The sequence below is a fragment of the Stenotrophomonas sp. YJH_SMC_127 genome, from assembly GCF_059372445.1.
The window spans coordinates 275,263-301,173 of the sequence record NZ_JCAFVO010000004.1 but is presented as its reverse complement, the minus strand read 5'-3'; the positions used below and the strand labels follow the sequence as shown (position 1 = coordinate 301,173).

Below are 25,911 nucleotides of genomic sequence, written 5' to 3'. Positions count from 1 at the left end.
CCCGAGGACGTTGCCGAGGGTCACGATGTTGCCGGCCAGCGGCCGGCACTACCATGACCGTCGCGGTCATTTCGGCTGGTAACGCACGCTCAGCTGGTATTCGCGGCCGGGCTGGTTGAACCACGCCACCGTCTCGTAGCGGCGGTCGAACACGTTGGCGGCACGTGCCAGCAGCGACCACGCCGGCGTCAGCGCGTACTCGGCGCGCAGGTCCAGCGTGCCGTAGCCACCGACCTTCACCGCGTTGGCGGCATCGTCATAGCGCTTGCCCGCACCCTGCACGGTCAGGCCGGCGCGGAAATCGCCGAAGCGGCGGTCGACGTCCAGGCGCGCGGTCTGCTGTGCACGGCGCGGCAGCCAGTTGTCGAACTGGGTGCTGCCATGGGTGCGGTTGCGCGGGTCGGTGTAGCTCAGCTGCGCGTTGAGGTCGAAGCCGGCCAGCAGCACGCCACCGGTCAGTTCGGCGCCACGGATGCGCGCCTTCTCCACCTGCTGCATTTTCATCGTGGACGCATCGTAGGTGATCAGGTCATCGATGCGGGTCTCGTACACGTCCAGGCCCCAATGCCAGCCCTGGCCCTGCTGCGAAACACCGAGGTTGGCGCTCTTGGACTTCTCCGGCTTCAACGTCGGCACGCCGCTCCACGGGTCGTACAGGTCGCTGAAGGTCGGTGCCTTGAAGGCGGTGCCGTAGCTGGCATTGACGCGCAGGCCGTGGTCCAGCTGCATTGCCCAGCCGAGACTGCCGGTGGCGTGGTTGCCGAACTGCTGGTTGTCGTCGTTGCGCGCGCTGGCCTGCAGCTGGTGGCGGCCGAAGCGGCCCTGGTACTGCACGAATACACCGGTGTTGCGGCGGCTGTCGACAAGGTAGCCCGCGCTGCTGCCATCCAGGTTGTCTTCGCTCCAGTCCACGCCGGTGCTCAGCAGCTGGCTTCCGGTCAAGGTGAAGTCACCCTGCAGCGAGGCGCTGTCGCGGTGGGTCTGCGCGCTGCCGCGTGCGCCGAAGTCGCCGAAGTTGTCCGACTCGTTGTCGCTGCGGCCGACGTTGGCGGTGACGGCCAGGCGCCCGGACGGGGTGTAGCGCACCTTGCCGGCCAGCACCTGCTGGCGGATTTCCGAGTAGTTGTAATAGCCGTCGTAGTGGTTCCTGCCGTCGGCGCGCAGCGCACTGCCTTCCACATTCCACTGGTCGTTGAAGGTGTAGCCGCCACGCAGGCTCTTGGACAGGTTGCGGTAGCCGTCGCGGTCGGGTTCGTCGGCGAAGCAGCCGGTGAACAGCGTCGCCGAGCCACGGCAGGCATCGACGCCATCGGAATGCTGGTAGGCGATGTCGGCGCCGAACCAGCCGCGTTCGGTGCCACCTCCGATGCCGCCGCTGGCTTCGCGCAGGCCGTTGCTGCCACCACCGAGCTGGAAGTGCGGAGCAAAATCGCCCTGGTTGCGGCGGGTGAAGATCTGGATCACGCCACCGATGGCGTCGGCGCCGTACAGGCTGGACTGCGGGCCGCGCACGATTTCCACGCGTTCGATCTGCGCCAGCGGCAGGTCCTGGTACATGGCCAGGCCGAGGTCGGCACTGTTGATGCGCACGCCATCGACCAGCACCACGGTGTGGCCCGAGTTGGTGCCGCGCAGGAACAGCGAGCTCTGCTTGCCGAGCCCGCCGGCATTGGTCAGGTTGATGCCGGCGCGGCCGCGCAGCAGTTCCTGCAACGAGGTGGCCTGGCTGGATTCGATCTGCGCGCGGTCGATCACCTGGGCTGGTGCGATGCTGTCCTGCAGGGCGATCGGGGTGCGGGTGGCGGTGACCAGGATCTGGTCGAGCGCGGTGGTGTCATCGGCGGCCTGGGCCTGCGCGGGCAGGGCGGCCAGCACGGCCAGGGACAGCATTCGGGACTGCAGCTTCATGGGGGACTCCAGGTGCCACGCACGCCCGCGTGGCGAAGGGGAGGAGCCGCGAAGGCAGGCATGCGCCGACGCCGCAGCGCAGGCTGCGGTCATCCAGCGCCATGCCCACCGCACCGCGACCTGAGGCTTCCGGGCCGGTCTCCGGGCTTGCCGCCGGGTGGCGCGAGGCCACCGTCCAGGCGCCTTCCCATGCCTGCGGCACAGTGGCTTTGTTGCCTGGAACTGACGTGCTTACCGTTGCGGGGGCAGCGCCGGCCTGGCGTGGATTCACGCGTCACCGGCTTCCCGTTTCAACCTGCCGGCCGTGGCCGCAGGTCACCTGGAAGTGGGCGCAGTCTACGGCATCGCAGGCGGCCCGTAGCGTCGAGCGTACCCGACTGCCTTTGCTGTGCCCTTAGAATGGTCCCTCGATCCCGTGGTGCCGTTGCCGATGTCCGCCCGTTTTCCGCTGTTCCCGCGTTGCCTGTACAGGACGCACGCATGATCCTCGACCTGGTCCGCCATGCCGGCAACGGTCGCGATGAGTTCCTCGATGGCCGCAGCGATCCACCGCAGCTGGCCCGCCTGCCGCAGGAACTGGTCGACGCCTATGCTGCGCAGCCCTGGGAACGGGTGATCAGTTCGCCGCGGCTGCGCTCGCTGCACACGGCGATGGCCCTGGCCACCCCGCGCGGGCTGGACGTGGAAGCGGAGGAGGAATGGGAAGAGCTGGATTTCGGCGATTGGGACGGGCAGCCGCTGTTCGACCTGCCGGAGGACGCACTGGCGGCCTTCCATGCCGATCCGCATGCATTCCCACCGCCCAACGGTGAAAGCTGGGGCCACTTCGAGCGGCGTATCGCGCGCGCGCTGGATCGACTGCTCGATGATGACGACCCGGTGCCAACGCTGGTGGTCAGCCATGGCGGCCCGCTGCGCATGGTGCTGTCGCAGGTCTGCGGCCTGCCGATGTCGCTGTGCTGGGCACTGCGCATCGACCACGGTACGCGCCTGCGGGTACGGCTGGAACGTGGCGAAGCCGGGCTGGCAGGCGAGCTGCTAGAACTGCAGCAGCCGTAACCCATCGGTAGTGCCGGCCGCTGGCCGGCAGTCTCAGGATCGTTGAAAAGACCACGCAGTTGCCGGCCAGCGGCCGGCACTACCGGTGCGGTCAATCCTCGTCCGCATCCTCGGTCACGCTGTCTTCCGCGTCATCGTCGGCATCGAAGCGCTGCTCATGCACCGGACCCGACGCCGGGCCGGCCGCCTTCAGCGGATGCGCGGCGATGCGTGCTTCGTAATCCTGCACCAGCGCCTCACGCTGCGGCTCGCTCAGTTCCTGCCAGTGGCAGTCCAGCAGCGCGCCTTCCAGCGAGTACAGCAGGTTCAGGCTGGGCTTGAAGCCGGCGCGCTTGACCTTGACGAAGGCGCCGACTGCGCCGGTCGCAACCAGGTCCTCGCGGCTGCGCAGGCCGACCTGGCGCAGCCACGCTGCACTCTTGGGGCCGATGTTGCGCAGCTTCGGTGCGCTCATCCCAGCGCCTCGACGAACACGCGGGCGATGGCTTCCAGGCCGGCCTGGTCATCGGCATCGAAGCGGCCGATCTTCGGGCTGTCGATGTCGAACACGCCGATCAGTTCATCGCCGCGCAGCAGCGGCACCACCAGTTCCGAACGCGAGGCCGAATCGCAGGCGATATGGCCGGGGAAGGCATCGACGTCGTCCACGCGCTGGGTCACGCGCTGGCTGGCGGCGGCACCGCACACGCCCTTGTCCAGCGGGATGCGCACGCAGGCCGGCAGGCCCTGGAACGGGCCGACCACCAGTTCCTTGCCGTCGTACAGGTAGAAGCCCACCCAGTTCAGGTCGGGCAGGGCGTGGTAGACCAGTGCGGAGAGGTTGGCCGCGTTGGCGATGCGGTCGGACTCGGCGTAGACCAGGCCACGGGCCTGTTCCAGCAGCTGGGCGTATTGTTCCGGCTTGCTGCCGGTAAGCGAGGCATTGGCGAACATGCCCGCAGTCTAGCAAGCGCGCCGGGCCGGCGATAATGCACGCTCTGTTGCCCTGTTGGAGCCCATCGATGCCGTTGCCCGCTACGCTGCCGCCCGCCCTGTTCATCACCGGCACCGATACGGAGATCGGCAAGACCGCGGCCAGCACCGCGCTGCTGCATGGGCTGCGCCGGCGCGGCCTGCGCGCGGTGGGTATGAAACCGGTGGCCAGCGGCAGCGAAGACCTGGGGCAGGGCCTGCGCAACGAAGACGCGCTGGCGCTGCAGGCAGCCAGCTGGCCGGTGCCGGACTATGCCGATCTGAACCCGTATGCGCTGCGGCAGCCGCTGGCACCGGAGCTGGCCGCTGCCGAGGACGGCGTGCAGGTGGAACTGGCGCCGATCGTCGCTGCGTTCGCGCGACTGCGCGCACAGGCCGACATCGTGGTGGTGGAAGGCGTCGGTGGGTGGCTGGCGCCGGTCTCGGCCACGCTGGACCAGCTGGACCTGGTGCGAGCACTGCAGTTGCCGGTGCTGCTGGTGGTGGGCATGCGGCTGGGCTGCGTCAACCATGCGCGGCTGACTGCGCAGTCGCTGCAGGCCAGCGGCGTGCAGTGCCTGGGCTGGATCGGCAACCACATCGACCCTGCGATGCAGCGCCAGGATGAGAACATCGCCACGTTGCAGCAGCGCCTGCCGATGCCGTGCTGGGGACGGCTGCCGCATCTGCCGGGAGCGGATGGCGAAGCGCTGAGCGCGCACCTGCTCGAGTGATCCTGGGTAGTGCCGGCCGCTGGCCGGCAACCGCGTCCACCCGGTGATCCCGATGTTGCCGGCCAGCGGCCGGCACTACCGTGCTGCGGGCGCCAGCTCCCGCGCGATCGCGCCCAGTCGTTCCACCGCGCCGATGAAGCGCGCATCCAGGGTCTGGCAGCACGACAGCCGCAGGCAGTGGCGGTATCGCGCGCCACGTGAATAGACCTGGCCGGGCATGAACACGATGTCCTCCTGCAGCGCTCGCTCGAACAGCTCGCGCGTATCCACGCCCGGCAGTTCCAGCCACAGCAGGAATCCGCCCTGCGGTTCGGTGGCGCGGGTGCCGGCTGGGAAGTGCTCGGCCACCAGCTGGCGCAGCCGTCCCACCTGTTCGCGGTACAGCCGGCGCATGCGATGCAGGTGGTGCTCGTAGCTGCCCGCTTCCAGATACGCCGCGACCGCGTCACCGAGCAGCTGCGGCTCGCCGCCGGTGGACTGGAATTTCAGCAGCGCGATGCGCTCGGCGAAGCGGCCGCCATCCAGCCAGCCGATGCGGTAATCCGGCGCCAGTGTCTTGGAGAAACCTCCGACCACCATCACCCAGCCGTCGCGATCGAAGGCCTTCAGCAGGGGCGCCGGCGGTTCGCAGAACTGCAGCTCGGCGTACACCGCGTCCTCGATCAGCGGCAGCTGCCGTGCGTTGACCAGCTCGGCCAGGCGCTGCTTGGCGGCGGTCGGCATGGTGCAGCCGAGCGGGTTGTGCACGGTCGGCATCACCACCAGTGCGGCCAGCGGTGTGTGCTGCAGCAGCGCGTCCAGCGCATCCACATCCAGTCCGTGCTGCGGATGGGTGGGCAGCTCGATGGCCTGCAGGCCGAGGTTGGCCAGCAACGGATACAGGTTGAAGTAGGACGGTGCCTCGATGCCGACCGCATCACCGGGCTGGGTGACCGCGCGCAGCGCCAGCTGCAGGCCCTCCATCGCACCATGGGTCAGCAGCAGGCGTTCGCTGTGGGTGTGCAGCCCCATGCGCGGGCCACGCCGCACGATCTGCGCCAGCAGCCGTGGCGAGCCGTTGGGGCGCGCGTAGGTCTCCACCGTCTGCTGGCCGTGGCGCAGCACCTGTGCGGTATGCCGGGCCAGCTGCGCGCCCGGATAGAACTGGCGCCCGCGCGGACCGGCAAAGGCCAGGTCGATCACACCGGGGCGGCGCTGTGCTTCCAGCACGCGGGCCATCAGCACCTGCTGCAGTGGTGCGGTGGGTGCGGACGGGGTATCACGCAGCGAACGCTCTGGCACCGACAAGCGCGGCGCCACCTCGAAGCCGGCTTTGGGCCGCGGAATGACCAGGCCGGCGTCCTCCAGCTGGCGATAGGCGGCAATCACCGTGTTCAGGCTGAGCCTGCGCTGCAGGGCCATCTGCCGCAGCGAAGGCAGGCGGCTGCCAACCGGAAGGCGTCCGCCGTGGATGGCCTCGGCCAGCTCATCGGACAGCCGTTGGTAGCGGGGTGGGATCATCGCGCTCTGGTCATCTGTATCCATCGAATTTCCCACCATCTGGTGCTGTACCCATGATGATGGCGAGCCTAGCATGTCGTTGTCGGCCGGGCCTGATCGGGGCACGGCCGATACTTCCCAAACGCACGGCTGGATGGCCGTGCGTCTTTTTCTGTGTGTAGAGCCGAGCCCATGCTCGGCTGCACTCCCGCCAACAGCAGCCGAGCGTGGGCTCGGCTCTACAGAGAGCACCGCCGAGCGTCGGTCAGCCCAAGGGGGAATGCCGGCTACCGCATCGGCACCAGCACCGCCTCGCGCCGGTACAGCGCCGGGAACTGCCTGCCCAGCGCGGCCAGCTTCGGTGCGTCGTAGTAGCGGATGTAGGCCGCCTGCGGGTAGTTGGTCATGTAGTTCTGGTGGTAGCTCTCGGCCGGGTAGAAGCGTTGGCCGCTGACCAGCTGGGTGACGATCGGCGCGCGGTAGCTGCCGGCCTGGCCGAGCTGGGCGATGTAGGCGCGGCTGGCAGCCTGCTGGCGTGCGTCGTCACTGAAGATCGCCGAGCGGTATTGGCTGCCGTGGTCCGGCCCCTGCCGATTGAGCTGGGTCGGGTCGTGCACCACCGAGAAGAACACCTGCATCAGCTGCCCGTAGCTGACCTGGCGCGGGTCGTAGTCGATCTTCACTGCTTCGGCATGGCCGGTCTGGCCACCGCTGACGCGCTCATAACGCGCATTGGCCGCACTGCCACCGATGTAGCCGGACACGGCATTGCTCACGCCCTTGACGTGCTGGAACACGCCCTGCACACCCCAGAAGCAACCACCGGCGAACACCACGCTGGCGTGGCTGGCGTCATCGCGGAACGCCGCATCGCCGGTGGGGGCCGGCAGTGCCTGGATCTGCGCGCTGGCCTCGACCGGCGCCGCAATCGCGCCGTGGTCAACCAGCAGCACACCGGCAATCAAGGCCGTGGCCACCAGGCCGGCCACACCGGCGGCGATGCCCTGTTCAAAGGAGAGTTTCATCATGTCCTCCCGGTTCAACCGAAGGTGAAGGCATAGGCCTGCACGCCCGCATCGAGGAACTCGATCTCGAAGCGATGCGGACCGACTGCGCCGCGCTGGCGCACCAGCTGGTACAGGCGGTGCTCGTCGACCACGCCACTGCCATCGGCACCAACATCACTGCCGGCATCGGCGGCGGGCAGCGCTTTGCCGTCCAGCCAGACGCGGAAGCGCACCGGCCTGCCGTCCTCGCTCGGTGCCAGCACCAGGTGCAGGTCGCGCGCATGGAACTGGAAGGCGATGCGGCCGCCGGCCTGCTGCAGCTGTGCGGCCTCATCGGTGACGGTCCAGCGCCCGGACAGCCCCCACTGGTTCAACGCCAGGGTGGCCGGCAGCGTGTAGTCGAACGCGGCGTCGCTGCGCTGCCCGCCGGGCGAGGCGAACTGCTCGGCGCGGGCGTGGCCCAGGTAGGTTTCCGGCGAACGCAGGTTGCCCATGTCGGCCTGCACGGCCACGCCCTTCAGGCCGGCGGCAGCGGGATCGGCCGGTGGCGGCAGATTGGTCTGCCCGGCTTCGGTCAGCAGGCGACGGATCATCTGTTCCGAGCGCGCATAGTTGCCCTCGCCGAACTGGTGGCCGCGGATATTGCCCTGCGCGTCGACGAAGTACTGCGCCGGCCAGTAGCGGTTGTTGAAGGCGCGCCAGATCGTGTACTGGTTGTCCAGCGCCACCGGGTACTCGACCTTCAGCTGCTGCACCGCTTTCATCACGTTGCGTGGGTCACGCTCGAAGGCGAACTCCGGCGTGTGCACGCCGACCACCACCAGGCCGTGGTCGCGGTAGCGTCGCTCCCATTCGTGCACGAACGGCATCGCGCGCAGGCAGTTGATGCAGGAATAGGTCCAGAAATCGACCAGAACCACCTTGCCGCGCAGCTGCTGTGCACTCAGCGGCGGGCTGTTGAGCCAGCCAGTGGCACCGTCCAGCGCGGGCAGCGTGCCCTCCACCGGCAGCGCTGCATCGGCACCGGCATTGGCGCCGGCCATCATCATCGGCGGTGCCGCCGGCTGCGCGCCGGGCACTGCATCCAGCAGGCGTTGCTCGATACGGGCGGTGCTGACCGTGGACAAGCGGGTCAGCAGGCCGGTATCCCAGCCGAGGCCGATCGCCACGACGGCCAGCAGCGCGGCCACACCCAGCACCTTGCGAAGTGCATCGCCGAGGCCGAGCCGCGCCTGCATCGCGCGGAACACCCGGCCGCCGATCCACACCGCCAGCGCCAATGCGGTGATCGCACCCAGTGCGTAGGCCAGCAGCAGCGCAGTGGTACCGACGCTGGCGCCATGCAGGGCGGCGCCGGTCAGCACCAGACCGAGGATCGGCCCGGCACACGGTGCCCACAGCAGGCCAGTGGCGATGCCGATCAGCAGCGAGGTCCACGCGCCGCCGTGCCCCGCGGCATCCGCCGCATCGGCGCGCGCACTCAGGCGGGCACCCATGCGCTGGAACGGCGCCAGCAGGTGGTCGGCCAGTCGTGGCCAGAGCAGGGCGACCGCGAACAACGCCATCAGCAGCAGGGCGACCCAGCGTCCGACCTGGTTGGCCTGTGCCACCCATTGGCTGCCCACCGCGGCCAGGCTGGCGACCACGGTAAAGGTAAGCGCCATGCCCAGCAGCAGCGGCAGCGTGCTGCGCAGGAACGGGCGATCGGCACGCGCGAACACGAACGGCAGCACCGGCAGGATGCAGGGGCTGAGCAGGGTCAGCGCGCCCCCCAGATAGGCAAGCAGCAACAGCAGCATCGTCAGGCTCCGGAAGCAGGGGAAGAACCGACCGGCACCCGCCAGCCGTCGGCAGTGCCATCCGTGGCGCCGGGAGCGAACACCATCGCCGCACCGTTCATGCAGTAGCGCAGCCCGGTGGGGCGTGGCCCATCGTTGAACACATGGCCGAGATGGCCGCCGCAGCGGCGGCAATGCACCTCCACCCGCAGCATCCCGAAGGTGACGTCGCGGTCTTCGCCGATGGCGTTGTGCAGCGGCGCCCAGAAGCTGGGCCAGCCGGTACCGCTCTCGAACTTGGTGGACGAGGAGAACAGCGGCAGTGCGCACCCGGCGCAGGCGAAGGTGCCCTGCCGGTGTTCCTTGTTGAGCGGGCTGCTCCAGGGGCGCTCGGTGGCCTGCTGGCGCAGCACCGCGTACTGCGCCGGCGTCAGTCGCTGGCGCCACTCGGCATCGCTGTGCATGACCTCGAACTGTCGCGACGGGCGCGCTTCGGCGGCGGCCGGGGCGGCGCGGCTGCAGGCCCCCAGGCCGAACAGGCCGGCGGCGGTGGCGACACCGCCCAGGCCCAGCAGATGGCGGCGGGAGAGGGACATGGCGGACTCCGGGAAGGGGCGACGGGGCCATGCTGCGCCCGCCCGGGTCAACGAATCCTCACGCAGGATTCAATTTTTCGTGAGGTATCGGCGGCCGTCCCGCGCCACAATGCAGCCAGCCTCCCCACTGGCCCCGAGCTGCCGATGTCGACCAAACGCGTGCTGATCGTTGAAGACGATGCCCACATCGCCGACCTGCTGCGCATGCACCTGGGTGATGAGGGCTACGACGTCGCCCATGCCGCCAGCGGCGATGCCGGCCTGCGCCTGCTCGAGCAGGACGGCCCGTGGGATGCGCTGGTGCTGGACGTGATGCTGCCCGGCGTGGACGGGCTGCAGGTGTGCCAGCGCGCACGCGCGATGGCGCGGTATGTCCCGATCATCATCATCAGCGCGCGCGGCAGTGAAACGCAGCGCATCGTCGGCCTGGAACTGGGCGCGGACGATTACCTGGCAAAACCCTTTTCGATGCCGGAACTGGTGGCACGGGTACGTGCGCTGCTGCGCCGCGCCGAGGCGATGGCGCAGAGCGCGCGCATCGATGCCGGCGCGATCGAGCTGGGTGGGCTGCAGCTCGATCCGGTCGCGCGCACCGCTTCGGTGGATGGCAACACGCTGGAACTGACGCCGCGCGAGTTCGACCTGCTGCTGTTCTTCGCCCGTCATCCGGACCAGGTGTTCGCGCGCATGGAACTGCTCAACCAGGTCTGGGGCTACCAGCACAATGGCTACGAGCACACGGTCAACACCCACATCAACCGCCTGCGCAGCAAGATCGAACCCGACCCGGCCAACCCACGGCGGTTGCTGACGGTGTGGGGCCGCGGCTACAAGCTGGTCGACCCGGCCGGGGCGGCGGCATGATCAAGCCGAACCTGTGGCAGAAGCTGGCGGTGGTGACCGCCGCGCTGATGCTGATGTGCTGCATGGCGCTGCTGGCACTGCAGATGCGTGCCAACACCCGCCACGAGCAGGAAGTCGTGCAGCGGCTGTCGCTGGGCCTGGCCGAACATATCGCCCAGCGCAGCGAGCTGATGGACACCAGCGGCATGCGCGATGCCGCGGTGCGCGCGCTGTTCGGCCAGCTGATGGCGGTCAACCCCAGCGTCGAGGTCTACCTGCTGGACGACCAGGGCCGCATCCTCGGTCACGATGCACCCAGTGGACATCTGGTGCGCAACCGGGTGGACGTGGCGCCGTTGCGTCGCCTGCTGGCCGGTGCACCGCTGCCGATCCTCGGCGATGACCCGCGCAGCGCCGATGGCCGCAAGGTGTTCAGCGCTGCACCATTGATCGTGCAGGGCCGGCCGGCCGGCTATGTGTACGTGGTGCTGGTCGGCGAGCACCGGCAGATGCTCGCCGACGATCTTGCCGCCGGCAGCCAGTGGAACACCACGCTGTGGTCGGTGGTGCTGGTCGGCAGCCTCGGCCTGTTGGCCGGGCTGGTCGCATTCTACTGGGTGACGCGTCCGTTGCGGCGGCTGACCCGGCGGATCCAGGCCTTTGACATCGATGCGCCGACGCCGCTGCCGCCGCCGGAGCCGCTGCGCGCTGGTGAGCGCGACGAACTGGTGATCCTGGAACATGCGCACGCGCAGATGGCGCAGCGGCTGGGCGAGCAGTGGCAGCAACTGCGCCAGCAGGATCTGCAGCGCCGTGAACTGGTCGCCAACATCTCGCACGACCTGCGCACGCCGTTGTCGTCGCTGCACGGCTACCTGGAAACGCTGGCGTTGAAGGACGCCACGCTGTCACCGGATGAGCGCCGCCGCTATCTCGGCATTGCGCTGGCACAGAGCGCCAAGGTCGGCCGGCTGGCGCGCGCGCTGTTCGAACTGGCGCGGCTGGAGCACGGCGAAGTGCGGCTGGAGTGGGAAGTGTTTGCGCTGCCGGAGCTGCTGCAGGACGTGCTGCAGAAGTTCGAACTGGCGGCACAGGCGCGTGGCCAGCAGCTGCACGCGGCGTTTCCGCCTGGCCTGCCGCTGGTCCGTGCGGACCTGGGCCTGGTCGAGCGGGTGCTGACCAACCTGCTCGACAACGCGCTGCGCCATGCACCCGAGGGTGGCCAGATCGAGGTGCGCCTGCGCGCGACCGCCGACAGCGTGGAGGTCTGCGTCGCCGATGATGGCCCCGGGGTAGCCCCGGCGCTGCGTACCCAGCTGTTCCAGGCACCGGCCGCGCTCGGCGCGCGGCGTGGCGACAACGGCGGATTGGGCCTGTTGATCGTGCAGCGCATCGTGCAGTTGCATGGCCGCCGCATCGAACTGCGCGACAGCGAACGAGGCGCGCTGTTCGTGTTTGCCTTGCCGCGCGCGGAAACGGCGGTCTAGCAGGCTGCCTCGGCCTCCACGACACCGCCGGTTTCCAGCGGCAGGTGCAGGCGGATGCAGGCGCCGCCCAGCGCCGAATCGGTCACCTCGACCTGGCCGCCATGCTTGTCGGCCACCACCTGCACCAGCGCCAGCCCGAGGCCGAAGCCGGGGCTGCCCGGGTCCAGCCGCACATAGGGTTGCAGCACCTGGCCGCGCAGTTCCGGTGCGATGCCGGGGCCGTCGTCCTCCACCTGCAGGCACAGCCAGCCGTCATTGACCGTGCTGGCGATGCGGATCTGCCGACGCGCGTAACGCAGCGCATTGCCGAGCAGGTTGCGCAGCGCCAGTTCCAGCATGTGCCGGTTGACGTTGACCAGGCCCACCGGCGACAACGCCTGCTGCACCGGCATCGGCAACGGTGCGAACTGGGCCATCACGCCGCGCACCAGCGCCGCCAGCTGCAGGCGCTGGCGGGTCAGCTGATGGCAGCGACCGAGGGCGGCGTACTCGACGCCGGCATCGGTGAGGTGCTGCAAGCGATCAACGTCGGTGCGCAGCCCGCCCAGTGCATCGCGCTGCACATCATCGAGCGCGGTGTCCTCCAGGTCGGCCAGGCCGAAACGCATCCGTGCCAACGGCGTGCGCACCTCGTGCGCGACCGCCTGGGCCAGCACGCGCTGGCTTTCCAGCAGCTGCTGCAGCTGCTCGGCCATGTGGTTGAAGGCGTTGGCCAGCGGCCGCACCAGCGCGGTGCCGGCGCGCGGCGCACGCGTGTCCAGCTGGCCGTCGCGCATGCGGCGGGCCGCCTGGGCCAACTGCGAGACGTCGCGCCACAGCCGGTACACCATCACGTACATCGGCAGTGCCACCGCCACCATCAGGATCAGCAGCAGGATCGCCACACCGGATACTTCGCTGTCCTGCCAGCCTTCGTCCGGCAGCGCCTCGTCCAACGGGCCCAGCATCACGGCGTAGTCGCTGTCGCCGATCCGCTGCAGGCTGCGCATGTGCTCCAGGTCGATCTGTACGCGGCCGTTGTTGAACGGCGGGCGCTGGCTGGCCGGCAGCGCCTTCACCGCCTCGGCCAGCGGCACCATGCGCAGCGCGTAGGCGAAATCGGCGTCGAGTTCGCGCGCCAGTGCCGGCCACTGCTCGCGCGGGGTTTCGGCGAAGCGATGCTGCAGCAGCGCGTGCGTGCCGCGCATCTCGGCCTGCAGGCCGGCTTCGGTGCGGTCTTCCAGCAGGGCGTCCCAGGCCCACAGGCCCAGCACGATCAACAACAGGTGGGCGACCAGGAAACCGATGCCGTAGCGCAGGAAGTGGAAGGCGTGGCCGCGCATCGCCGACGGTGTGCGTTTCATCCCCATGCCGAGCGGCTGAACAGGTAGCCGCGGCCACGGACGGTCTTGATCCGTTCCGGCTGCTCCGGGTTGTCGCCCAGCTTGCGGCGCAGGCGCGAGATGCGGGCATCGATTGAGCGGTCCAGGCCATCGAAGGCGATGCCACGCAGGCCGCGCAGCAGCGCGTCGCGGTCCAGGATCTGGCCGGCATTGCTGGCCAGCAGGAACAGCAGGTCGAACTCGGCGGTGGTCAGCTCCAGCAGGCTGCCCTGCAGGTGCACGTTGCGGGTGGACGGGTCGATGCTCAGCTCGCCGAAGCGCAGGCTGCCGTCACGCGGTTCGACCCGGCGGTGGCGGCGCAGGTGGGCGCGCAGGCGGGCCAGCAGCACCCGCGGTTCGATGGGTTTGCCGATGTAATCGTCGGCCCCCAGTTCCAGGCCCAGCACCTGGTCGATGTTGTCGGTACGGGCGGTCAGCACGCAGATGATGCCGTCATAGTGGGGCCGGATCTGCCGACACACTTCGAAACCATCCTGGTCGGGCAGGCCCACATCGAGCAGCACCAGGGCCGGCTTCTCCGCCAGGATCCGGGCCACGGCGCGCTCGCCGCTGCGCTCGTGGGCCACCTGGTAGCCATGCCGTTGCAGGTAGTCGCTGACCATCGTTCCCAGGCGGGCATCGTCTTCGACCAGTACGATATCCAGCATTTCCAAGGCCTCCGTGGGCGCAAACGTACCGCCACGGCACGAGCGCGGCGATGCTATCCCAGGCTTCGGGCCGCCCGGGTCCCGGGGGCGGGCGCCATTCAGCCGGGGTTGCTGGCGCGCGGGCCGGGTCTCAGTCCCGGCAACAACTTGGCGGCCAGCATAGCCTGTTGCTGTTACAAAACGTTACCTTCGTGATACGGCTGGTGACGATCGCTGACAGCAAAGCGACTGACGCCGCGCGCCCCCGCGCCGAGCATGGAGTCTCCTCCGCTCCGCGTGCCGTCCCCATGTCGCCCGCCGCCCCCTGCCTGCCGAACCTGTCCCGCCGCTGCCAGTGCGGAGGCTTCCGATGAGCGGCGTGGTCGGGGCCTGGCTGCCGCCCGCCGAGGATGAGCAGCTGCTGCAGCAGCTGGCCCCGATGCTGCGCGCGCTGCAGCAGCGTGGGCGTGGCCGCATCGGCTACTGGACCGACGCCGAGGCCGGCCTCGCGCTGGGCCATTGCCGGGCGCCGACCGATACGCCGTTGCAGCCGCTGAGCTCGGACTGCGGTCGCTACGTGCTGTGCCTGGACGGCCGCCTGTACAACCGCGGCGACCTGCAGGCGCAGCTGCGCGATCTGCCCCGCAGTTGCAGCGATGCGCGGCTGCTGCTGCAGGCGATCGTCGAATGGGGCGTGCAGCGGGCGCTGTCGCGCATCGAAGGCGCCTTCGGTTTCAGCGTCTGGGACCGGGAGTCGCGCGTGCTGTGGCTGGCCCGTGATCCGGTGGGCGAGCGGCCGCTGTATTACGGCTGGTACCAGGGCCAGTTCCTGTTCGCCTCGGAGTTGAAGGCGCTGCAGGCATTCGCCGGCTTCGCGCCGAGCATCGACCAGGATGCCCTGAGCCTGCTGCTGCGCCACGACTATGTGCCGGCGCCGCACACCATCTACCGTGGCATCCACAAACTGGTGGCGGGCGCGATGCTGCGTATCGATCTCAGCGACCATGCCGCGGGTTGCTCCAGCCAGGCCGCGCAGGGCGGCGCGCGTTACTGGTGCGCACGCGACGCGATGCAGAGTGCACTGCAGGAGCCGCTGCAGCCGGCGCCGAGCCTGGAACAGGCCACCGACCAGCTTGAAGCGGTACTGCAGAAGGCCATCGCCTCACGCATGCACTCGCCCCTGGCGTGCGGCGCGTTCCTGTCCGGCGGTACCGACTCCTCGCTGGTGACGGCGATGATGCAGGCACAATCGACCCTGCCGATCGAAGCGTGGACGGTCGGCTTCGACGATCCGGGGCATGACGAGAGCGACTGGGCGTCGCAGGTCGCGCGCCATCTGGGCGTGCAGCACCACCTGCATCGCATGGACGCGCGCCAGGGCCTGGACCTGCTGCAGCGCCTGCCGCAGGTCTGGTGCGAACCCTTTGCCGACGCTTCACAGCTGCCGACGTTGCTGGCCAGTGAACTGCTGGGGGCGCGCAAGCCGGTGGCACTGACCGGTGACGGTGGCGATGAACTGTTCTTCGGGCATCCCAGCTATGGCCGCGCGCTGCGCAATGCGCGCCTGTGTGGTGGCCTGCCGGACTGGGTACGCGACCTGGCGCGGCGCAGCGGCAACCGCATGAACGTCGAGCGCGGCCGCCTCGGTGGTTGGCGCGCCCTGGTGGCCGAGGTGGCTGCCAATGATGTGGAAGGCCACTACCTGCAGCGCGTGACCCGCTGGCGGCAGCCGGCGCAGGTGGTGCTGGGTGCGCGCGAACCGGTGACGATCTTCCAGCAGCAGGACACGGCGCTGCCGGCCGAGGCGCGCATCCAGCTGCTGGATTTCCGCATGGACCTGGCCGAGGGCATCCTGGCCAAGGTTGATCGCGCGGGCATGGCGGCGGGTGTTGAAACCCGTGCACCGCTGCTGGACATGGAGGTGGTGCGCCTGGCCTGGCGGCTGCCGCAGCACCTGAAGTACCACGATGGCGAGCACAAGCTGATCCTCAAGCACCTGCTGGCGCGCTACCTGCCGGAACCGCTGGTGTATCGCCCCAAGCGCGGCTTCGGCCCGCCGATGGCCCGCTGGCTGGCCGGTCCGTTGCGCGACTGGGCGGAGGCCCTGCTGGATCCGCAGCTGCTGCGCAACCAGGGCTGCTTCGATGTGGCACGCGTGCGTGGTGTCTGGGAGGCGTTCCTGCGGGGCGAGCGCAAGTGGCACACACACCTGTGGAACGTGCTGATGTTCCAGGCGTGGCACCAGCACTGGCACGGTGGTCGCGGGCGCTGAGCCGTTCCTGCATCGCGTGCGGCGGGTTCAATCTGCGCGGCGCAGGGCGGATGCCCTTGCGTACGAATGTCCTCCGGCGCCGGCCGTTGGCCGTCACCTCCCCCTTTACTTCGTACGCAAGGGCCTCCGCCCTGCGTTCGGAGTTCGTCGGCGCCTCATTGAAGGCAGATTGTTCGCAGCCTTACCCACCGCAAGCCGAGCCTCGTCGGGGCGGGCAGGGGGTTGGGCAAAGTAAAGGAGGAGGGGACGGCCAACGGCCGGCGCCGGGGGACATTTGCCCAGGCCCCTGCCTGTCTCGGCGGGGCCCGTCAGTTCGCGGGGAATCGGGACGAAGACATGCGTGCGGCGGGTTCAATCTGCGCGGCGCAGGGCGGATGCCCTTGCGTACGAATGTCCCCCGGCGCCGGCCGTTGGCCGTCACCTCCTCCTTTACTTCGTACGCAAGGGCCTCCGCCCTGCGTTCGGAGTTTGTCGGCGCTTCCTTGAAAGGCGGCCGCGCGTGCTGCGCTCTCCTCACCGCACGCCGAGCCTCGTCGGGGCGGGCAGGGGTCTGGGCAAAGTAAAGGAGGAGGGGACGGCCAACGGCCGGCGCCGGGGGACATTTGCCCAGGCCCCTGCCTGTCCCGGCGGGGCCCTTCAGTTCGCGGCGAATCAGGACGAAGACACGCTTGTGGCGGATGCATTCTGCGCGGCGCAGGACGGATGCCCTTGCGTACGAATGTCCTCCGGCGCCTCGTTGAGAGGCTGCCGCGCGTGCTGCGCTCTCCTCACCGCACGCCGAGCCTCGTCGGGGCGGGCAGGGGTCTGGGCAAAGTAAAGGAGGAGGGGACGGCCAACGGCCGGCGCCGGGGGACATTTGCCCAGACCCCTGCCCGCCCCGGCGGGGCCCTTCAGCCTGCAGAGACGTCGCACGAAGACGCGCTTCGGTATCGAAACGACAAGCAAAAAAAGACCCGGCAGAGGGAGGGATCTGCCGGGTCCGGATTGCGTGGGGGGAGGGACCCACGCAATGAGCGTTGCGTCGCGTCAGTGGTTGTTCGCGTCCGCCGTTGATTCGTTGTAGCCCTGCACCAGCTCGGACCAGGCCTTGCTGGCCTGCAGGCCGAGACCGACCACGTCCTGCTGGGCCTGGCCCAGCCGCTGCAGGTTGTCCTGCCACAGCTGCGCGCCCTTGGAGAGCGTCCCGGCCGCATCCTCGCCGCGGGCCAGTTCACCCAGCCAGCCGCCGGTCGCAGTCAGGTTGCGCTCCATCACCTTCAGCTGCACGCCGAACATGCTTTCCGCGTTCTCCAACGCCAACCGGTTCGCACGCGTTGCCGCGGCGGCGAGCTGGCGGGTGGCATCACTGAAGCGATCGCTGAAGGCGGCGGCCATGGGGGCGTCAGGGAGTGGCTTGATGCATTGCAGCATACGCCCTTGATGCGGCAATGCAACAAAAATAACAAAGGCGCCCAGGGCGCCTTTGAAACACCTTTCAGATCAATGGGTTGATCAGGCAGTTGGGCCGCGGTAACGGCACCCCGACGTGCAGGTTTCGTGCACAGTGATCTCGCTCAGCGCGGGCAGGCCGGGCTTGAGCTCGTTCCAGATCCACACCGCCAGGTTCTCGCTGGTCGGGTTCTCCAGGCCGGGGATGTCGTTGAGGTAGTGATGGTCCAGGCGGTCGTAGATCGGCTGGAAGGCCGCCTTCACGTCACCGAAATCCATGATCCAGCCGGTCTGCGCACCCGGCTCGCCCTCGACCTTCAGTTCCACCCGGAACGAGTGGCCGTGCAGGCGCGCGCACTTGTGCCCCGGCGGTACGTTGGGGAGGCGGTGCGCCGCCTCGAGCATGAAGACTTTGAAGATTTCCATGGCGCAATTGTACGCCGCAGGTGGCCGGCCATCCTGAGCGGATGCCGGGCTTTCGTGAAGAAACTCTTTCCATCCGGATGAAGAGATGATAGTTTCTCTTATATCCGTATGAAGAGATGTTATTGGCCGGACCCGGGCCAGGCATGGACTACTGCGGAACTTCATCGCCCTTACCACCTCCCCCACATCGTCATGCCCAAGCACACCCTGCTCGTGGCGGCCCTGGCCGTCGCTCTGGCCGCGCCTTTGTCTGCCGCCGCCGAAACCTCCGCCGACGCCAGTGGCGAAGCCAGCACCCTGGCCGCCGTGCGTGTCACCGGTTCCAACATCAAGCGCACCGATACCGAGGCCTCCAACCCGGTGCAGGTGATCGGCCGCCAGCAGCTGGAACAGACCGGCAAGGCTACCGTGGCAGATGTGCTGCGTTCGATCTCGGCCAACACCGGCAACGCCAGCAACGAAACCACCAACAACGGCTGGGCCTCCGGCTCGGCCGGCATCGGTCTGCGCGGCCTGTCGCAGAAGAACACGCTGGTGCTGCTCAACGGCCGCCGCCTGGCCAACTACGGCTTCCCGGCCGGTGGCCTGTCCGATACGTTCGTTGATCTCAACGCGCTGCCGCTGGTCGCGGTCGAGCGCATCGAAGTGCTCAAGGACGGCGCCTCGGCGGTGTACGGTTCCGACGCCGTGGCCGGCGTGGTCAACATCATCACCCGGCAGAACTTCGAAGGCGCCGAGATCGGCGGCAGCTTCGGCGGTGCCGACCAGGGCGGCCTGCACGAGCAGAACCTGAAGTTCGTCGGCGGCCTTGGTGATCTCGACACCGATGGCTACAACATCCTCTTCAGCCTGCAGGGTTACAACCGCGAACGTCTGGACCAGGACGAACGCAACCTGACCAGGAGCGGCATCTACACCGACAAGCCCGGTGGCCGCTGGAACGGCTGGTCGGCCAAGGGCGCGCGCTACCTGGTCAACGGCGTGTCGGTGCCGATGCTCGACGCCAACGGCAACTGCCCGGTCGGTACCACCCGCGTCGCCAGCGCGCCGATCGACGGCCTGGCCGGCGACACCTGCGGCTTCAACCAGGCCCCGTTCACCACGCTGATCCCCTCGACCAAGCGCTACCAGGCCTATGCCAACGGTACCTTCCGCCTGAACGACAACGTCGAAGCCTTCGGCGAAGTGCTGTACAGCCAGATCAAGAGTGCCGCATGGTTCGGCAGCAGCCCGTTCTTCACCCTGGAGAGCGGCCGCTTCGCATTGAACGCAAACAGTGGCCTGGCCGAACCGGTGTCGTCGCTGCTGCCGGCCAACAATCCGTACAACCCGTACGGCCGTGCGATCCCGATCGAATACACCTTCTTCGACCTCGGCGGCACGATCAAGACCAACCGTTCCACCGCCTATCGCGGCGTGTTCGGCCTGCGTGGCACCACTGCGAACTGGGACTGGGAAGTGGCTGCATTCGGCGCACGCAGCAGCGAGCGTGAGAGCGTGTCCGGCGGCTTCGCCAATCGCTGGGCGCTGGCCGATGCGCTGGCCACCGGCAGCTACAACCTGCTGAATCCGGCGGCCACGCCGCAGCCGGTACGTGATTCGATCAACATCGCCACGCTGCGTCCGGCCGAGTCCAAGCTGCAGGGCGTCGACGCCAAGATTTCCGGCAGCCTGGGCCACACCTGGGCTGGCGAGATCGGCTTCGCCGCCGGTGCCGAGTGGCGCCGCGAGAAGCTCGATTCCAACAACCCGTGGCAGATCGATGCCGGCCTGCAGGTGCGCCCGGCCATCGCCGAAGTACATGGCCAGCGCCAGGTCAGTGCCGCCTACGCCGAAGTGAACGTGCCGCTGGCCTCGACCCTGGAACTGTCCGCCGCCGCGCGTGCCGATCACTACGATGATTTCGGCGATGCGTTCTCGCCGAAGATCGGCCTGCGCTGGCAGCCGCTCGATTTCCTGCTGGTGCGTGCCTCGGCGTCGAAGGGCTTCCGTGCACCGTCGCTGTCGGAGAACTCCAACAGCACCAGCATCGCTTACGGCAGCGTGGCCGACCCGCGTGATCCGGACGTGCCGGGCTCGCGCCAGAATCCGACCTTCTTCACCGTTGGCAACAACGCACTGAAGCCCGAGCGCACCAAGAGCGTGAACTTCGGCGTGGTGCTGTCGCCATGGGCCAACACCAACCTGAGCGTGGACTACTACCGCATCCAGCTGGACAACCTGGTCGGCACCAACAACACCCAGACTCTGGTCAACGACAACGTGGCCGGCGCCGTGCAGCGCGACGAGCGCGGCAAGCTGCAGGCCGTCTACAACCGCTACCAGAACCTGAGCGAGCTGAAGACATCAGGCATCGACGTCGAGCTGCGCCAGCGCATCCCGACCGCTGCGCTCGGCGACTTCACCGTGTCCTCCGCCTACACCCACGTGCGCGACTACCGTCGCCCGACCGTGGTCGGCGGCCCGCTGGTCGACTACGCCGGCAGCAACCTCGGCGCGACCCTGCCCAAGGACAAGGCCACCACCACCCTGGACTGGAAATACGGCGACTTCAACGCCGCGGTGACCTGGTACTACACCAGCAGCTACCGCCAGGAGGCCAGCACCGCCGCCAAGGCCGTGCAGCAGCGCGTCGGCAGCTACAGCCAGTACGACCTGTACCTGGCCTACACCGGCATCGACAAGCTGACGGTGTACGCCAAGGTGCAGAACCTGGCCGACAAGACGCCGCCGTACGATGCCTCGTTCCCGGGCATCCGCGCGCCGTACGACTTCAGCCAGTACGACCTGCGCGGCCGCTACTTCACGCTGGGCTTCGACTACCGCTTCTGATCCACCCGCTGCGACCGGTCTCCCCAAGGGACCGGTCGCGCGACCGCCTGCCGTTGTGTTCCAGGGGAGTCACTGTGTCCTTGCATCGTCGTGCCGTTCTTCCGTTGCTGCTTGCCGCCGCCACCGCACTGTTCCAGCCGCAGCCGGTACAGGCACAGAGCACCTACTTCTTTCCGCAGGCTGCCGATGCAGCGGCGTTCGATACCGCCGTGCCCACGCCGGAGCAGTTCCTCGGCTATCCGATCGGCAGCCGTTACACCCGGCACGACCAGCTGGTGGCGTACTTCCAGGAACTGGCCCGGCGCTCGGACAGGATCAGCGTGCGCGAGATCGGCCGCAGCTATGAGGGCCGCCCGCTGTTGATCGCCACTGTCACTGCCGCAGGCAACCACGCGCGGTTGGAACAGATCCGCCAGCAGCACGCGACCCTGGCCGATCCGGCGCAGCCGCGCAGTGCGGCGGGCGACAGCCCGGTGGTGGTGTGGCTGGGATACAGCGTGCATGGCAACGAGACCTCCAGTGCCGAGGCGGCGATGCTGACGGCTTACTACCTGGTGGCCAACCGCAGCGCCGAAACCCAGCAGTGGCTGCAGCAGGCGGTGGTGCTGTTCGACCCGGCGCAGAATCCGGACGGTCGCGATCGTGCCGCCAACTGGCACAACGCGTGGGCCTCCGATCCGGCCTCGGCCGACCCGGCCGACAAGGAACACGTTGAGCCGTTCCCGCAGGGCCGCACCAACCACTACTTCACCGATCTCAACCGCGACTGGCTGGCGCTGACCCAGCAGGACTCGCGGCCGAAGGTGGAGGTGTTCCACCAGTGGTACCCGAACGTGCAGATCGACTTCCACGAAATGGGCAAGGACAGCACCTACTACTTCGAGCCCTCGCCGAAGAGCATGCACAGTCCGCTGATTCCCGCGGCGTCGTACGAATTCAACAAGACCCTGGCCAGGTACCACGCGCAGGCGCTGGATGCGCTGGGCTCGCTGTACTACACCGGCGAGAACTTCGACAACTTCTCGCCGGTATACGGCTCGACCTACCCGGACTTCCATGGTGCCGTCGGCGTGACCGTCGAACAGGCCAGCTCGCGCGGCCGCGTGCAGGAATCGGTGAATGGCCTGCTGACGTTCCCGTTCACCATCCGCAACCAGGTCGCCACCGGGCTGGGCACGGTGCGTGGCGCAGTGACCGAGCGCAGCGGCCTGTTCGACCTGCAGAAGCAGTTCTTCCAGAGCGCGCTGAAGCAGGCCGCACAGCAGCCGGTGAAGAGCTTCGTGTTCGGTGATGCGCATGACCCGGCCCTGACCCGTCGCCTGCTGGAACTGTTGCTGCTGCATCGCGTCGAGGTGCGCGCGCTGGATCGTGCCGTCACTGTCGATGGCCAGCGCTTCGATGCCGGCAGCGCCTACGTTGTGCCGGTCCAACAGGCGCAGTTCCGCCTGGTGCATTCGATCTTTGCCGAGACGCCGCCGATCAAGGGTGATGTGTTCTACGGCAGCACCAGCTATGCAATCGCACCGGCCTACGGCGTGGCCTTCGCCGGTAGCCGCAGCCGTATCGAAGGCGGTGCACGCGTGACCGCGCTGCCGGCGGCTCAGGGCGCGGTGCTGGGTAGCCAGGCCGGATTTGCCTACGCGATCGACTGGCGCGACTACAACGCCGGGCGCGCGCTGGCTGCACTGCAGGGCAAGGGCGTGAGCGCACGTGCGGCATTCCGGCCGTTCACCACCGCGACCGCGCAGGGCGAGGTCAGCTTCGCCGCCGGCAGCCTGGTGATTCCGGTGATCGGGCAATCGCTGCAGGGCGCAGCGCTGCTTGAGGCAGTGACGTCGGCCGCGCGCGAGGCGGGTGTGCAGGTGCACGCATTGCCCAGCGGCCGCAGCCGCGAAGGCATCGACCTCGGCAGTGACGGCGTCAAGGCGCTGCGCAAGCCCACGGTCGCGCTGGTGATGGGCGAGGGCGTGGCTGCCACCGAGATCGGTTCGGCGTGGTTCCTGCTCGACCAGCAGCTGCACCTGCCTGCCAGCAAGCTGGACCCGCAGCAGCTGGGCAAGGTGCCGCTGGACCGCTACACCACGATCGTGCTGTCCGGCGGCACCTACACCGGCATCGATGCCACGGCGGTGGCCGCACTGAAGCGCTGGGTGCAGGCCGGAGGTTCACTGGTGACCTACGGCAGCGCCTCGAAGTGGGCGATCGAACAGAAGCTGGCCGACGGCGAGAAGCTCGGAAAGGAAGAAGAGACTGCCGACGAGAGCCGCCGTGCGTTCGGCGACCAGCGCGACATCGCCGCGATCGAGCGGGTCAGCGGCAACATCCTCAGTGCCGACGTGGATACCAGCCATCCGTTGGCGTTCGGCGTGCCGCGCCGGCAACTGGCGATCAACAAGGAAAACACGGTGACGCTGCAGCCGAGTGCGAACCCGTTCTCGACGGTGGTACGCATCGACGCGCCGCCGCGGGTGAACGGTTACTTGTCCGAGCGCAACCGCACGCGGGTGGCGGGCAGCGCGTGGCTGCTGGTGTCGGCGCAGGGGCAGGGTAACGTGGTGCTGTTCGCCGATGATCCGGCGCATCGCAAGTACTGGCATGGCACGGACCGGCTGCTGATCAACGCGATCTTCTTCGGGAATCTGGTGAATCCGAGTAAAGCGCGGGGTTGAGGGTTTGCGCGCCTTGATTGATGCGTGTGGGGGAGGCGGGGCGGGCTGCGCAGGACACGCCGTAAAGCCGTCCTTGGGGGCTCGATGGCGCCATCCTTGGCGCCAACGGTCCTGCGCAGCCCGCCCGGCCTCCCCAAGACAGTTTCCAGCGGGCGCGGACGCGTCAGACCCCAAGGCGGGAGCGAGGGCAAAAGCAAAAGCAAAGCCAGGAATTGCGACTTCGGCTTTTGCCTTTGAATTTGAATTTGAATTTGAATTTGATCTTTCTTCTCCCGGCTACCCGGCGGGAGAAGAAGGCGCAGGCAATGCTTGAAGCGGATGGGCATGGGGCCAGCGCAAAACCGTGAGGCGCATGGATGCGCCGACCGAGCCCCCATGGATGGGTTTACGGCGTGTTTTGCGCTGGCCCCATGCCCATCCGCCCTCAGCGCAACACACCGCCAGCTTCTACTCACGGTAGCCAGCAACAAAAAAAGGACGGCGCGTCAGCGCCGTCCCTCGGTAAGAAGCCCCGCGCAGCGGGAAGCGCCATCCATGTCAGCTGGGATCAGCCGGCGCGACCGCCGCCGTTGCCACCCTGGCCGCGGCCACGGCCGCCACCATTGCCGCCACCGCCACGACGCTGGCCCTGACCCGCGCCCGCACCGGCACGCTGCTGGCCATTGCCACCGCCCTCGCGGCGGCCACCACCGGCCTTCTTCGGGCCAGCATGCGCATGGCGCGGCGCATCGCCGTGCGGACGGCGCGCGTGGCTCTTGCGCGGTGCGCGCTCACCGGTATCGTGCTCGGCCTTGCCCGGCGCACTGTTGCCCCAGCGGATCGGCGTCTGCAGCTCGAAGCCCGGCACATCGCGGATGTCCATGTCGCGGCCCAGCAGGCGCACGATCGCGCGCAGCAGCTTCACTTCATCCTGCGCCACCAGCGAAATCGCCTGGCCGGTCGCGCCGTTGCGGCCGGTGCGGCCGATGCGGTGCACGTAGTCCTCGGCCACCATCGGCAGGTCGAAGTTGATCACCTTCGGCAGCTCGTTGATGTCGATGCCGCGCGCGGCGATGTCGGTGGCCACCAGCACGGTCACGCGGCCGGCCTTGAAGTCACCCAGCGCACGCAGGCGCTGGCCCTGGCTCTTGTTGCCGTGGATGGCCGCCGTCTTGATGCCCGACTTTTCCAGGAACGTGGCCAGCTTGTCGCTGCCATGCTTGGTGCGGGCGAACACCAGGGTCTGTTCGCGGCTGTCCTGCGCCAGCAGGTGCAGCAGCAGGTCGCGCTTGCGGCCGGCGTCGACCGGATGCACGCGGTGGGTGATGGTTTCGGCCACGGTGTTCTTCGGCGTTACCTGGATCTGTTCCGGGTTGCGCATGAACTCCAGCGCCAGCTGGCGGATGTTGTCCTCGAAGGTGGCCGAGAACAGCAGGGTCTGGCGGTTCTGCTTCGGCAGCTTGGCCAGGATGCGCTTGATCGACGGCAGGAAGCCCATGTCGAGCATGCGGTCGGCTTCGTCCAGGATCAGCACTTCAATGCCGGACAGGTCGACGCTGCGACGCTCAAGGTGGTCGATCAGGCGGCCCGGGCAGGCCACCAGCAGGTCCACGCCACGGCGCAGGATGTCCAGCTGGTTGCCCATGCCGACGCCGCCGTAGATGCAGGCGCTGGGGATGCGCAGGTACTTGCTGTAGCCACGCAGGCTGTCATGCACCTGGGTGGCCAGCTCGCGGGTGGGGGCCAGGATCAGCGCGCGTGGCTTGCGCGGGCCGGCACGTACCTCCTGCGAGGCGGTGCCCAGGTGCTGCAGCAGCGGCAGGCCGAACGCGGCGGTCTTGCCGGTGCCGGTCTGTGCGCCGGCCAGCAGGTCGCGACCGGCCAGCGCCAGCGGGATCGCCTGCTGCTGGATCGGGGTCGGGTTTTCGTAGCCCTGCTCGGCGAGCGCGCGCAGCAGGAAGGGCGCCAGGCCCAGCGATTCAAAAGACATTGAGTTTGCTCCAAGTACAAGAAACGCCTGTCCGAGCGGACAGACGGGGGCAGATCAAACTGATCGGCTGACTCGGAGCGTTCCCGTGAACCGCGCTGCGAGAATTGGGTGCAGCCGGCACGAAGCGCAGGCTGGAATGCGTGACGAACGGCGTCGGAGTGGGGGCGGGCGAAGAGGGCGGACCCTGGTCGCCGGCGATCCCGGAGGGAAACGGACGGCCGCTGCAGACTCTGCAAGTCTAAACGATGTTCGAGACTTCGCGCAAAAAGGCCTGTTCAGGTAGGGGGTGTCTGCAGGGCTTGCAGCCCTGCACCCGCGGGGCCAGAGCCACGTCAACGTCAAAAGCTGGCTTCCTGAGGGTTGGCGGGGGGGGGGGGCCGGTTGAGGGGGGCGCCGTAAACCCATCCATGGGGGCTTGGTCGCGGCATCCATGCCGCTCACACCCCCTCAACCGGACCCACCCCG

At 68.4% G+C, this 25,911-nt stretch carries 19 protein-coding genes and 1 riboswitch; of the genes, 7 read left to right on the top strand and 12 right to left on the bottom strand.

Annotated features, from left to right (window positions below):
• Nucleotides 1-66: 66 nt before the first annotated feature.
• A complete protein-coding gene (gene btuB, locus AC5QAB_RS11930; RefSeq protein WP_197562201.1) occupies nt 67-1,908 on the bottom strand; it encodes a TonB-dependent vitamin B12 receptor in 1,842 nt (613 codons plus the stop codon).
• Nucleotides 1,909-2,023: 115 nt separating this feature from the next.
• Nucleotides 2,024-2,246: riboswitch (cobalamin riboswitch) on the bottom strand.
• 142 nt (nt 2,247-2,388) lie between these two features.
• Here btuB and AC5QAB_RS11925 point away from each other — a divergent pair.
• Nucleotides 2,389-2,967: a histidine phosphatase family protein gene (locus tag AC5QAB_RS11925; protein ID WP_075076142.1), complete on the top strand. Its 579-nt coding sequence runs from the start codon at nt 2,389-2,391 to the stop codon at nt 2,965-2,967.
• Between the two features lie 91 nt (nt 2,968-3,058).
• Here the strand turns inward: AC5QAB_RS11925 and AC5QAB_RS11920 are convergent, their stop codons facing one another.
• Nucleotides 3,059-3,421 carry a TfoX/Sxy family protein gene (locus tag AC5QAB_RS11920; protein ID WP_014645820.1) on the bottom strand — a complete coding sequence of 121 codons (363 nt, stop codon included), beginning with the start codon at nt 3,419-3,421 and terminating at the stop codon, nt 3,059-3,061.
• Complete coding sequence (locus tag AC5QAB_RS11915; protein WP_032959222.1) at nt 3,418-3,900, bottom strand: GAF domain-containing protein; 483 nt, start codon at nt 3,898-3,900, stop codon at nt 3,418-3,420. Before AC5QAB_RS11915 ends, AC5QAB_RS11920 begins: the two co-directional genes overlap by 4 nt.
• 68 nt (nt 3,901-3,968) lie before the next feature.
• On the opposite strand from AC5QAB_RS11915, the gene bioD reads away from it, so the two are divergent.
• The gene (bioD, locus tag AC5QAB_RS11910) at nt 3,969-4,652 is read left to right on the top strand and encodes a dethiobiotin synthase (protein WP_241884934.1); all 684 of its coding nucleotides are present in this window, start codon (nt 3,969-3,971) and stop codon (nt 4,650-4,652) included.
• Between the two features lie 75 nt (nt 4,653-4,727).
• On the opposite strand, the gene AC5QAB_RS11905 is transcribed toward bioD, so the two are convergent.
• The 4 genes from AC5QAB_RS11905 to msrB all read right to left on the bottom strand — a co-directional run bounded on the left by AC5QAB_RS11905 (nt 4,728) and on the right by msrB (nt 9,512).
• Nucleotides 4,728-6,176, bottom strand: a complete 1,449-nt coding sequence (locus AC5QAB_RS11905; protein WP_241884614.1) for an aminotransferase-like domain-containing protein — start codon at nt 6,174-6,176, stop codon at nt 4,728-4,730.
• 242 nt (nt 6,177-6,418) lie between these two features.
• On the bottom strand, nt 6,419-7,156 hold the full coding sequence (gene msrA, locus AC5QAB_RS11900) for a peptide-methionine (S)-S-oxide reductase MsrA (protein ID WP_032959274.1): 738 nt from the start codon (nt 7,154-7,156) through the stop codon (nt 6,419-6,421).
• A gap of 14 nt (nt 7,157-7,170) precedes the next feature.
• Entirely contained in the window at nt 7,171-8,937 is a 1,767-nt protein-coding gene (locus AC5QAB_RS11895) for a cytochrome c biogenesis protein DipZ (protein WP_164110307.1), read from the bottom strand.
• 2 nt (nt 8,938-8,939) lie between these two features.
• Entirely contained in the window at nt 8,940-9,512 is a 573-nt protein-coding gene (msrB, locus tag AC5QAB_RS11890; RefSeq protein ID WP_032959218.1) for a peptide-methionine (R)-S-oxide reductase MsrB, read from the bottom strand.
• A 144-nt stretch (nt 9,513-9,656) separates the two neighbouring features.
• On the opposite strand from msrB, the gene AC5QAB_RS11885 reads away from it, so the two are divergent.
• On the top strand, nt 9,657-10,376 hold the full coding sequence (locus tag AC5QAB_RS11885) for a response regulator transcription factor (protein ID WP_495233409.1): 720 nt from the start codon (nt 9,657-9,659) through the stop codon (nt 10,374-10,376).
• Nucleotides 10,373-11,842: a sensor histidine kinase gene (locus tag AC5QAB_RS11880; protein ID WP_032959213.1), complete on the top strand. Its 1,470-nt coding sequence runs from the start codon at nt 10,373-10,375 to the stop codon at nt 11,840-11,842. The genes AC5QAB_RS11885 and AC5QAB_RS11880 overlap by 4 nt, the downstream gene beginning before the upstream one ends.
• Here the strand turns inward: AC5QAB_RS11880 and AC5QAB_RS11875 are convergent.
• Both AC5QAB_RS11875 and AC5QAB_RS11870 read right to left on the bottom strand, forming a co-directional pair.
• Entirely contained in the window at nt 11,839-13,185 is a 1,347-nt protein-coding gene (locus AC5QAB_RS11875) for an ATP-binding protein (RefSeq protein WP_046428672.1), read from the bottom strand. The genes AC5QAB_RS11880 and AC5QAB_RS11875 overlap by 4 nt on opposite strands.
• Entirely contained in the window at nt 13,182-13,871 is a 690-nt protein-coding gene (locus AC5QAB_RS11870; RefSeq protein WP_014645829.1) for a winged helix-turn-helix domain-containing protein, read from the bottom strand. The genes AC5QAB_RS11875 and AC5QAB_RS11870 overlap by 4 nt, the downstream gene beginning before the upstream one ends.
• A 349-nt stretch (nt 13,872-14,220) precedes the next feature.
• Between AC5QAB_RS11870 and asnB the strand changes: the two genes are divergently transcribed.
• Nucleotides 14,221-16,122, top strand: a complete 1,902-nt coding sequence (gene asnB, locus AC5QAB_RS11865; RefSeq protein WP_049419261.1) for an asparagine synthase (glutamine-hydrolyzing) — start codon at nt 14,221-14,223, stop codon at nt 16,120-16,122.
• 1,026 nt (nt 16,123-17,148) lie between these two features.
• Here the strand turns inward: asnB and AC5QAB_RS11860 are convergent.
• Complete coding sequence (locus tag AC5QAB_RS11860; RefSeq protein WP_014035870.1) at nt 17,149-17,496, bottom strand: phasin family protein; 348 nt, start codon at nt 17,494-17,496, stop codon at nt 17,149-17,151.
• Nucleotides 17,497-17,613: 117 nt separating this feature from the next.
• Nucleotides 17,614-17,976 (bottom strand): 6-carboxytetrahydropterin synthase QueD, encoded by a 363-nt coding sequence (gene queD / locus AC5QAB_RS11855; protein WP_014645831.1) that lies wholly within the window; start codon nt 17,974-17,976, stop codon nt 17,614-17,616.
• 192 nt (nt 17,977-18,168) lie between these two features.
• Between queD and AC5QAB_RS11850 the strand changes: the two genes are divergently transcribed.
• Nucleotides 18,169-20,808 carry a TonB-dependent receptor domain-containing protein gene (locus tag AC5QAB_RS11850; RefSeq protein ID WP_197562128.1) on the top strand — a complete coding sequence of 880 codons (2,640 nt, stop codon included), beginning with the start codon at nt 18,169-18,171 and terminating at the stop codon, nt 20,806-20,808.
• Between the two features lie 74 nt (nt 20,809-20,882).
• Nucleotides 20,883-23,477: a M14 family zinc carboxypeptidase gene (locus tag AC5QAB_RS11845; RefSeq protein WP_197562129.1), complete on the top strand. Its 2,595-nt coding sequence runs from the start codon at nt 20,883-20,885 to the stop codon at nt 23,475-23,477.
• Nucleotides 23,478-24,024: 547 nt separating this feature from the next.
• On the opposite strand, the gene AC5QAB_RS11840 is transcribed toward AC5QAB_RS11845, so the two are convergent.
• Nucleotides 24,025-25,446, bottom strand: coding sequence for a DEAD/DEAH box helicase (locus AC5QAB_RS11840; protein WP_014035874.1), 1,422 nt, complete (start codon nt 25,444-25,446; stop codon nt 24,025-24,027).
• Nucleotides 25,447-25,911: the final 465 nt, after the last annotated feature.

Coding starts and splice junctions, on each gene's coding strand:
- AC5QAB_RS11860 (WP_014035870.1), bottom strand. CDS start 17,496: ATGGCCGCCGCCTTCAGCGATCGCTTCAGTGATGCCACCCGCCAGCTC.
- AC5QAB_RS11850 (WP_197562128.1), top strand. CDS start 18,169: ATGCCCAAGCACACCCTGCTCGTGGCGGCCCTGGCCGTCGCTCTGGCC.
- AC5QAB_RS11905 (WP_241884614.1), bottom strand. CDS start 6,176: ATGGATACAGATGACCAGAGCGCGATGATCCCACCCCGCTACCAACGG.
- AC5QAB_RS11870 (WP_014645829.1), bottom strand. CDS start 13,871: ATGCTGGATATCGTACTGGTCGAAGACGATGCCCGCCTGGGAACGATG.
- msrA (WP_032959274.1), bottom strand. CDS start 7,156: ATGAAACTCTCCTTTGAACAGGGCATCGCCGCCGGTGTGGCCGGCCTG.
- AC5QAB_RS11875 (WP_046428672.1), bottom strand. CDS start 13,185: ATGAAACGCACACCGTCGGCGATGCGCGGCCACGCCTTCCACTTCCTG.
- bioD (WP_241884934.1), top strand. CDS start 3,969: ATGCCGTTGCCCGCTACGCTGCCGCCCGCCCTGTTCATCACCGGCACC.
- AC5QAB_RS11915 (WP_032959222.1), bottom strand. CDS start 3,900: ATGTTCGCCAATGCCTCGCTTACCGGCAGCAAGCCGGAACAATACGCC.
- AC5QAB_RS11920 (WP_014645820.1), bottom strand. CDS start 3,421: ATGAGCGCACCGAAGCTGCGCAACATCGGCCCCAAGAGTGCAGCGTGG.
- asnB (WP_049419261.1), top strand. CDS start 14,221: ATGAGCGGCGTGGTCGGGGCCTGGCTGCCGCCCGCCGAGGATGAGCAG.
- msrB (WP_032959218.1), bottom strand. CDS start 9,512: ATGTCCCTCTCCCGCCGCCATCTGCTGGGCCTGGGCGGTGTCGCCACC.
- AC5QAB_RS11925 (WP_075076142.1), top strand. CDS start 2,389: ATGATCCTCGACCTGGTCCGCCATGCCGGCAACGGTCGCGATGAGTTC.
- btuB (WP_197562201.1), bottom strand. CDS start 1,908: ATGAAGCTGCAGTCCCGAATGCTGTCCCTGGCCGTGCTGGCCGCCCTG.
- AC5QAB_RS11840 (WP_014035874.1), bottom strand. CDS start 25,446: ATGTCTTTTGAATCGCTGGGCCTGGCGCCCTTCCTGCTGCGCGCGCTC.
- AC5QAB_RS11885 (WP_495233409.1), top strand. CDS start 9,657: ATGTCGACCAAACGCGTGCTGATCGTTGAAGACGATGCCCACATCGCC.
- queD (WP_014645831.1), bottom strand. CDS start 17,976: ATGGAAATCTTCAAAGTCTTCATGCTCGAGGCGGCGCACCGCCTCCCC.
- AC5QAB_RS11880 (WP_032959213.1), top strand. CDS start 10,373: ATGATCAAGCCGAACCTGTGGCAGAAGCTGGCGGTGGTGACCGCCGCG.
- AC5QAB_RS11895 (WP_164110307.1), bottom strand. CDS start 8,937: ATGCTGCTGTTGCTGCTTGCCTATCTGGGGGGCGCGCTGACCCTGCTC.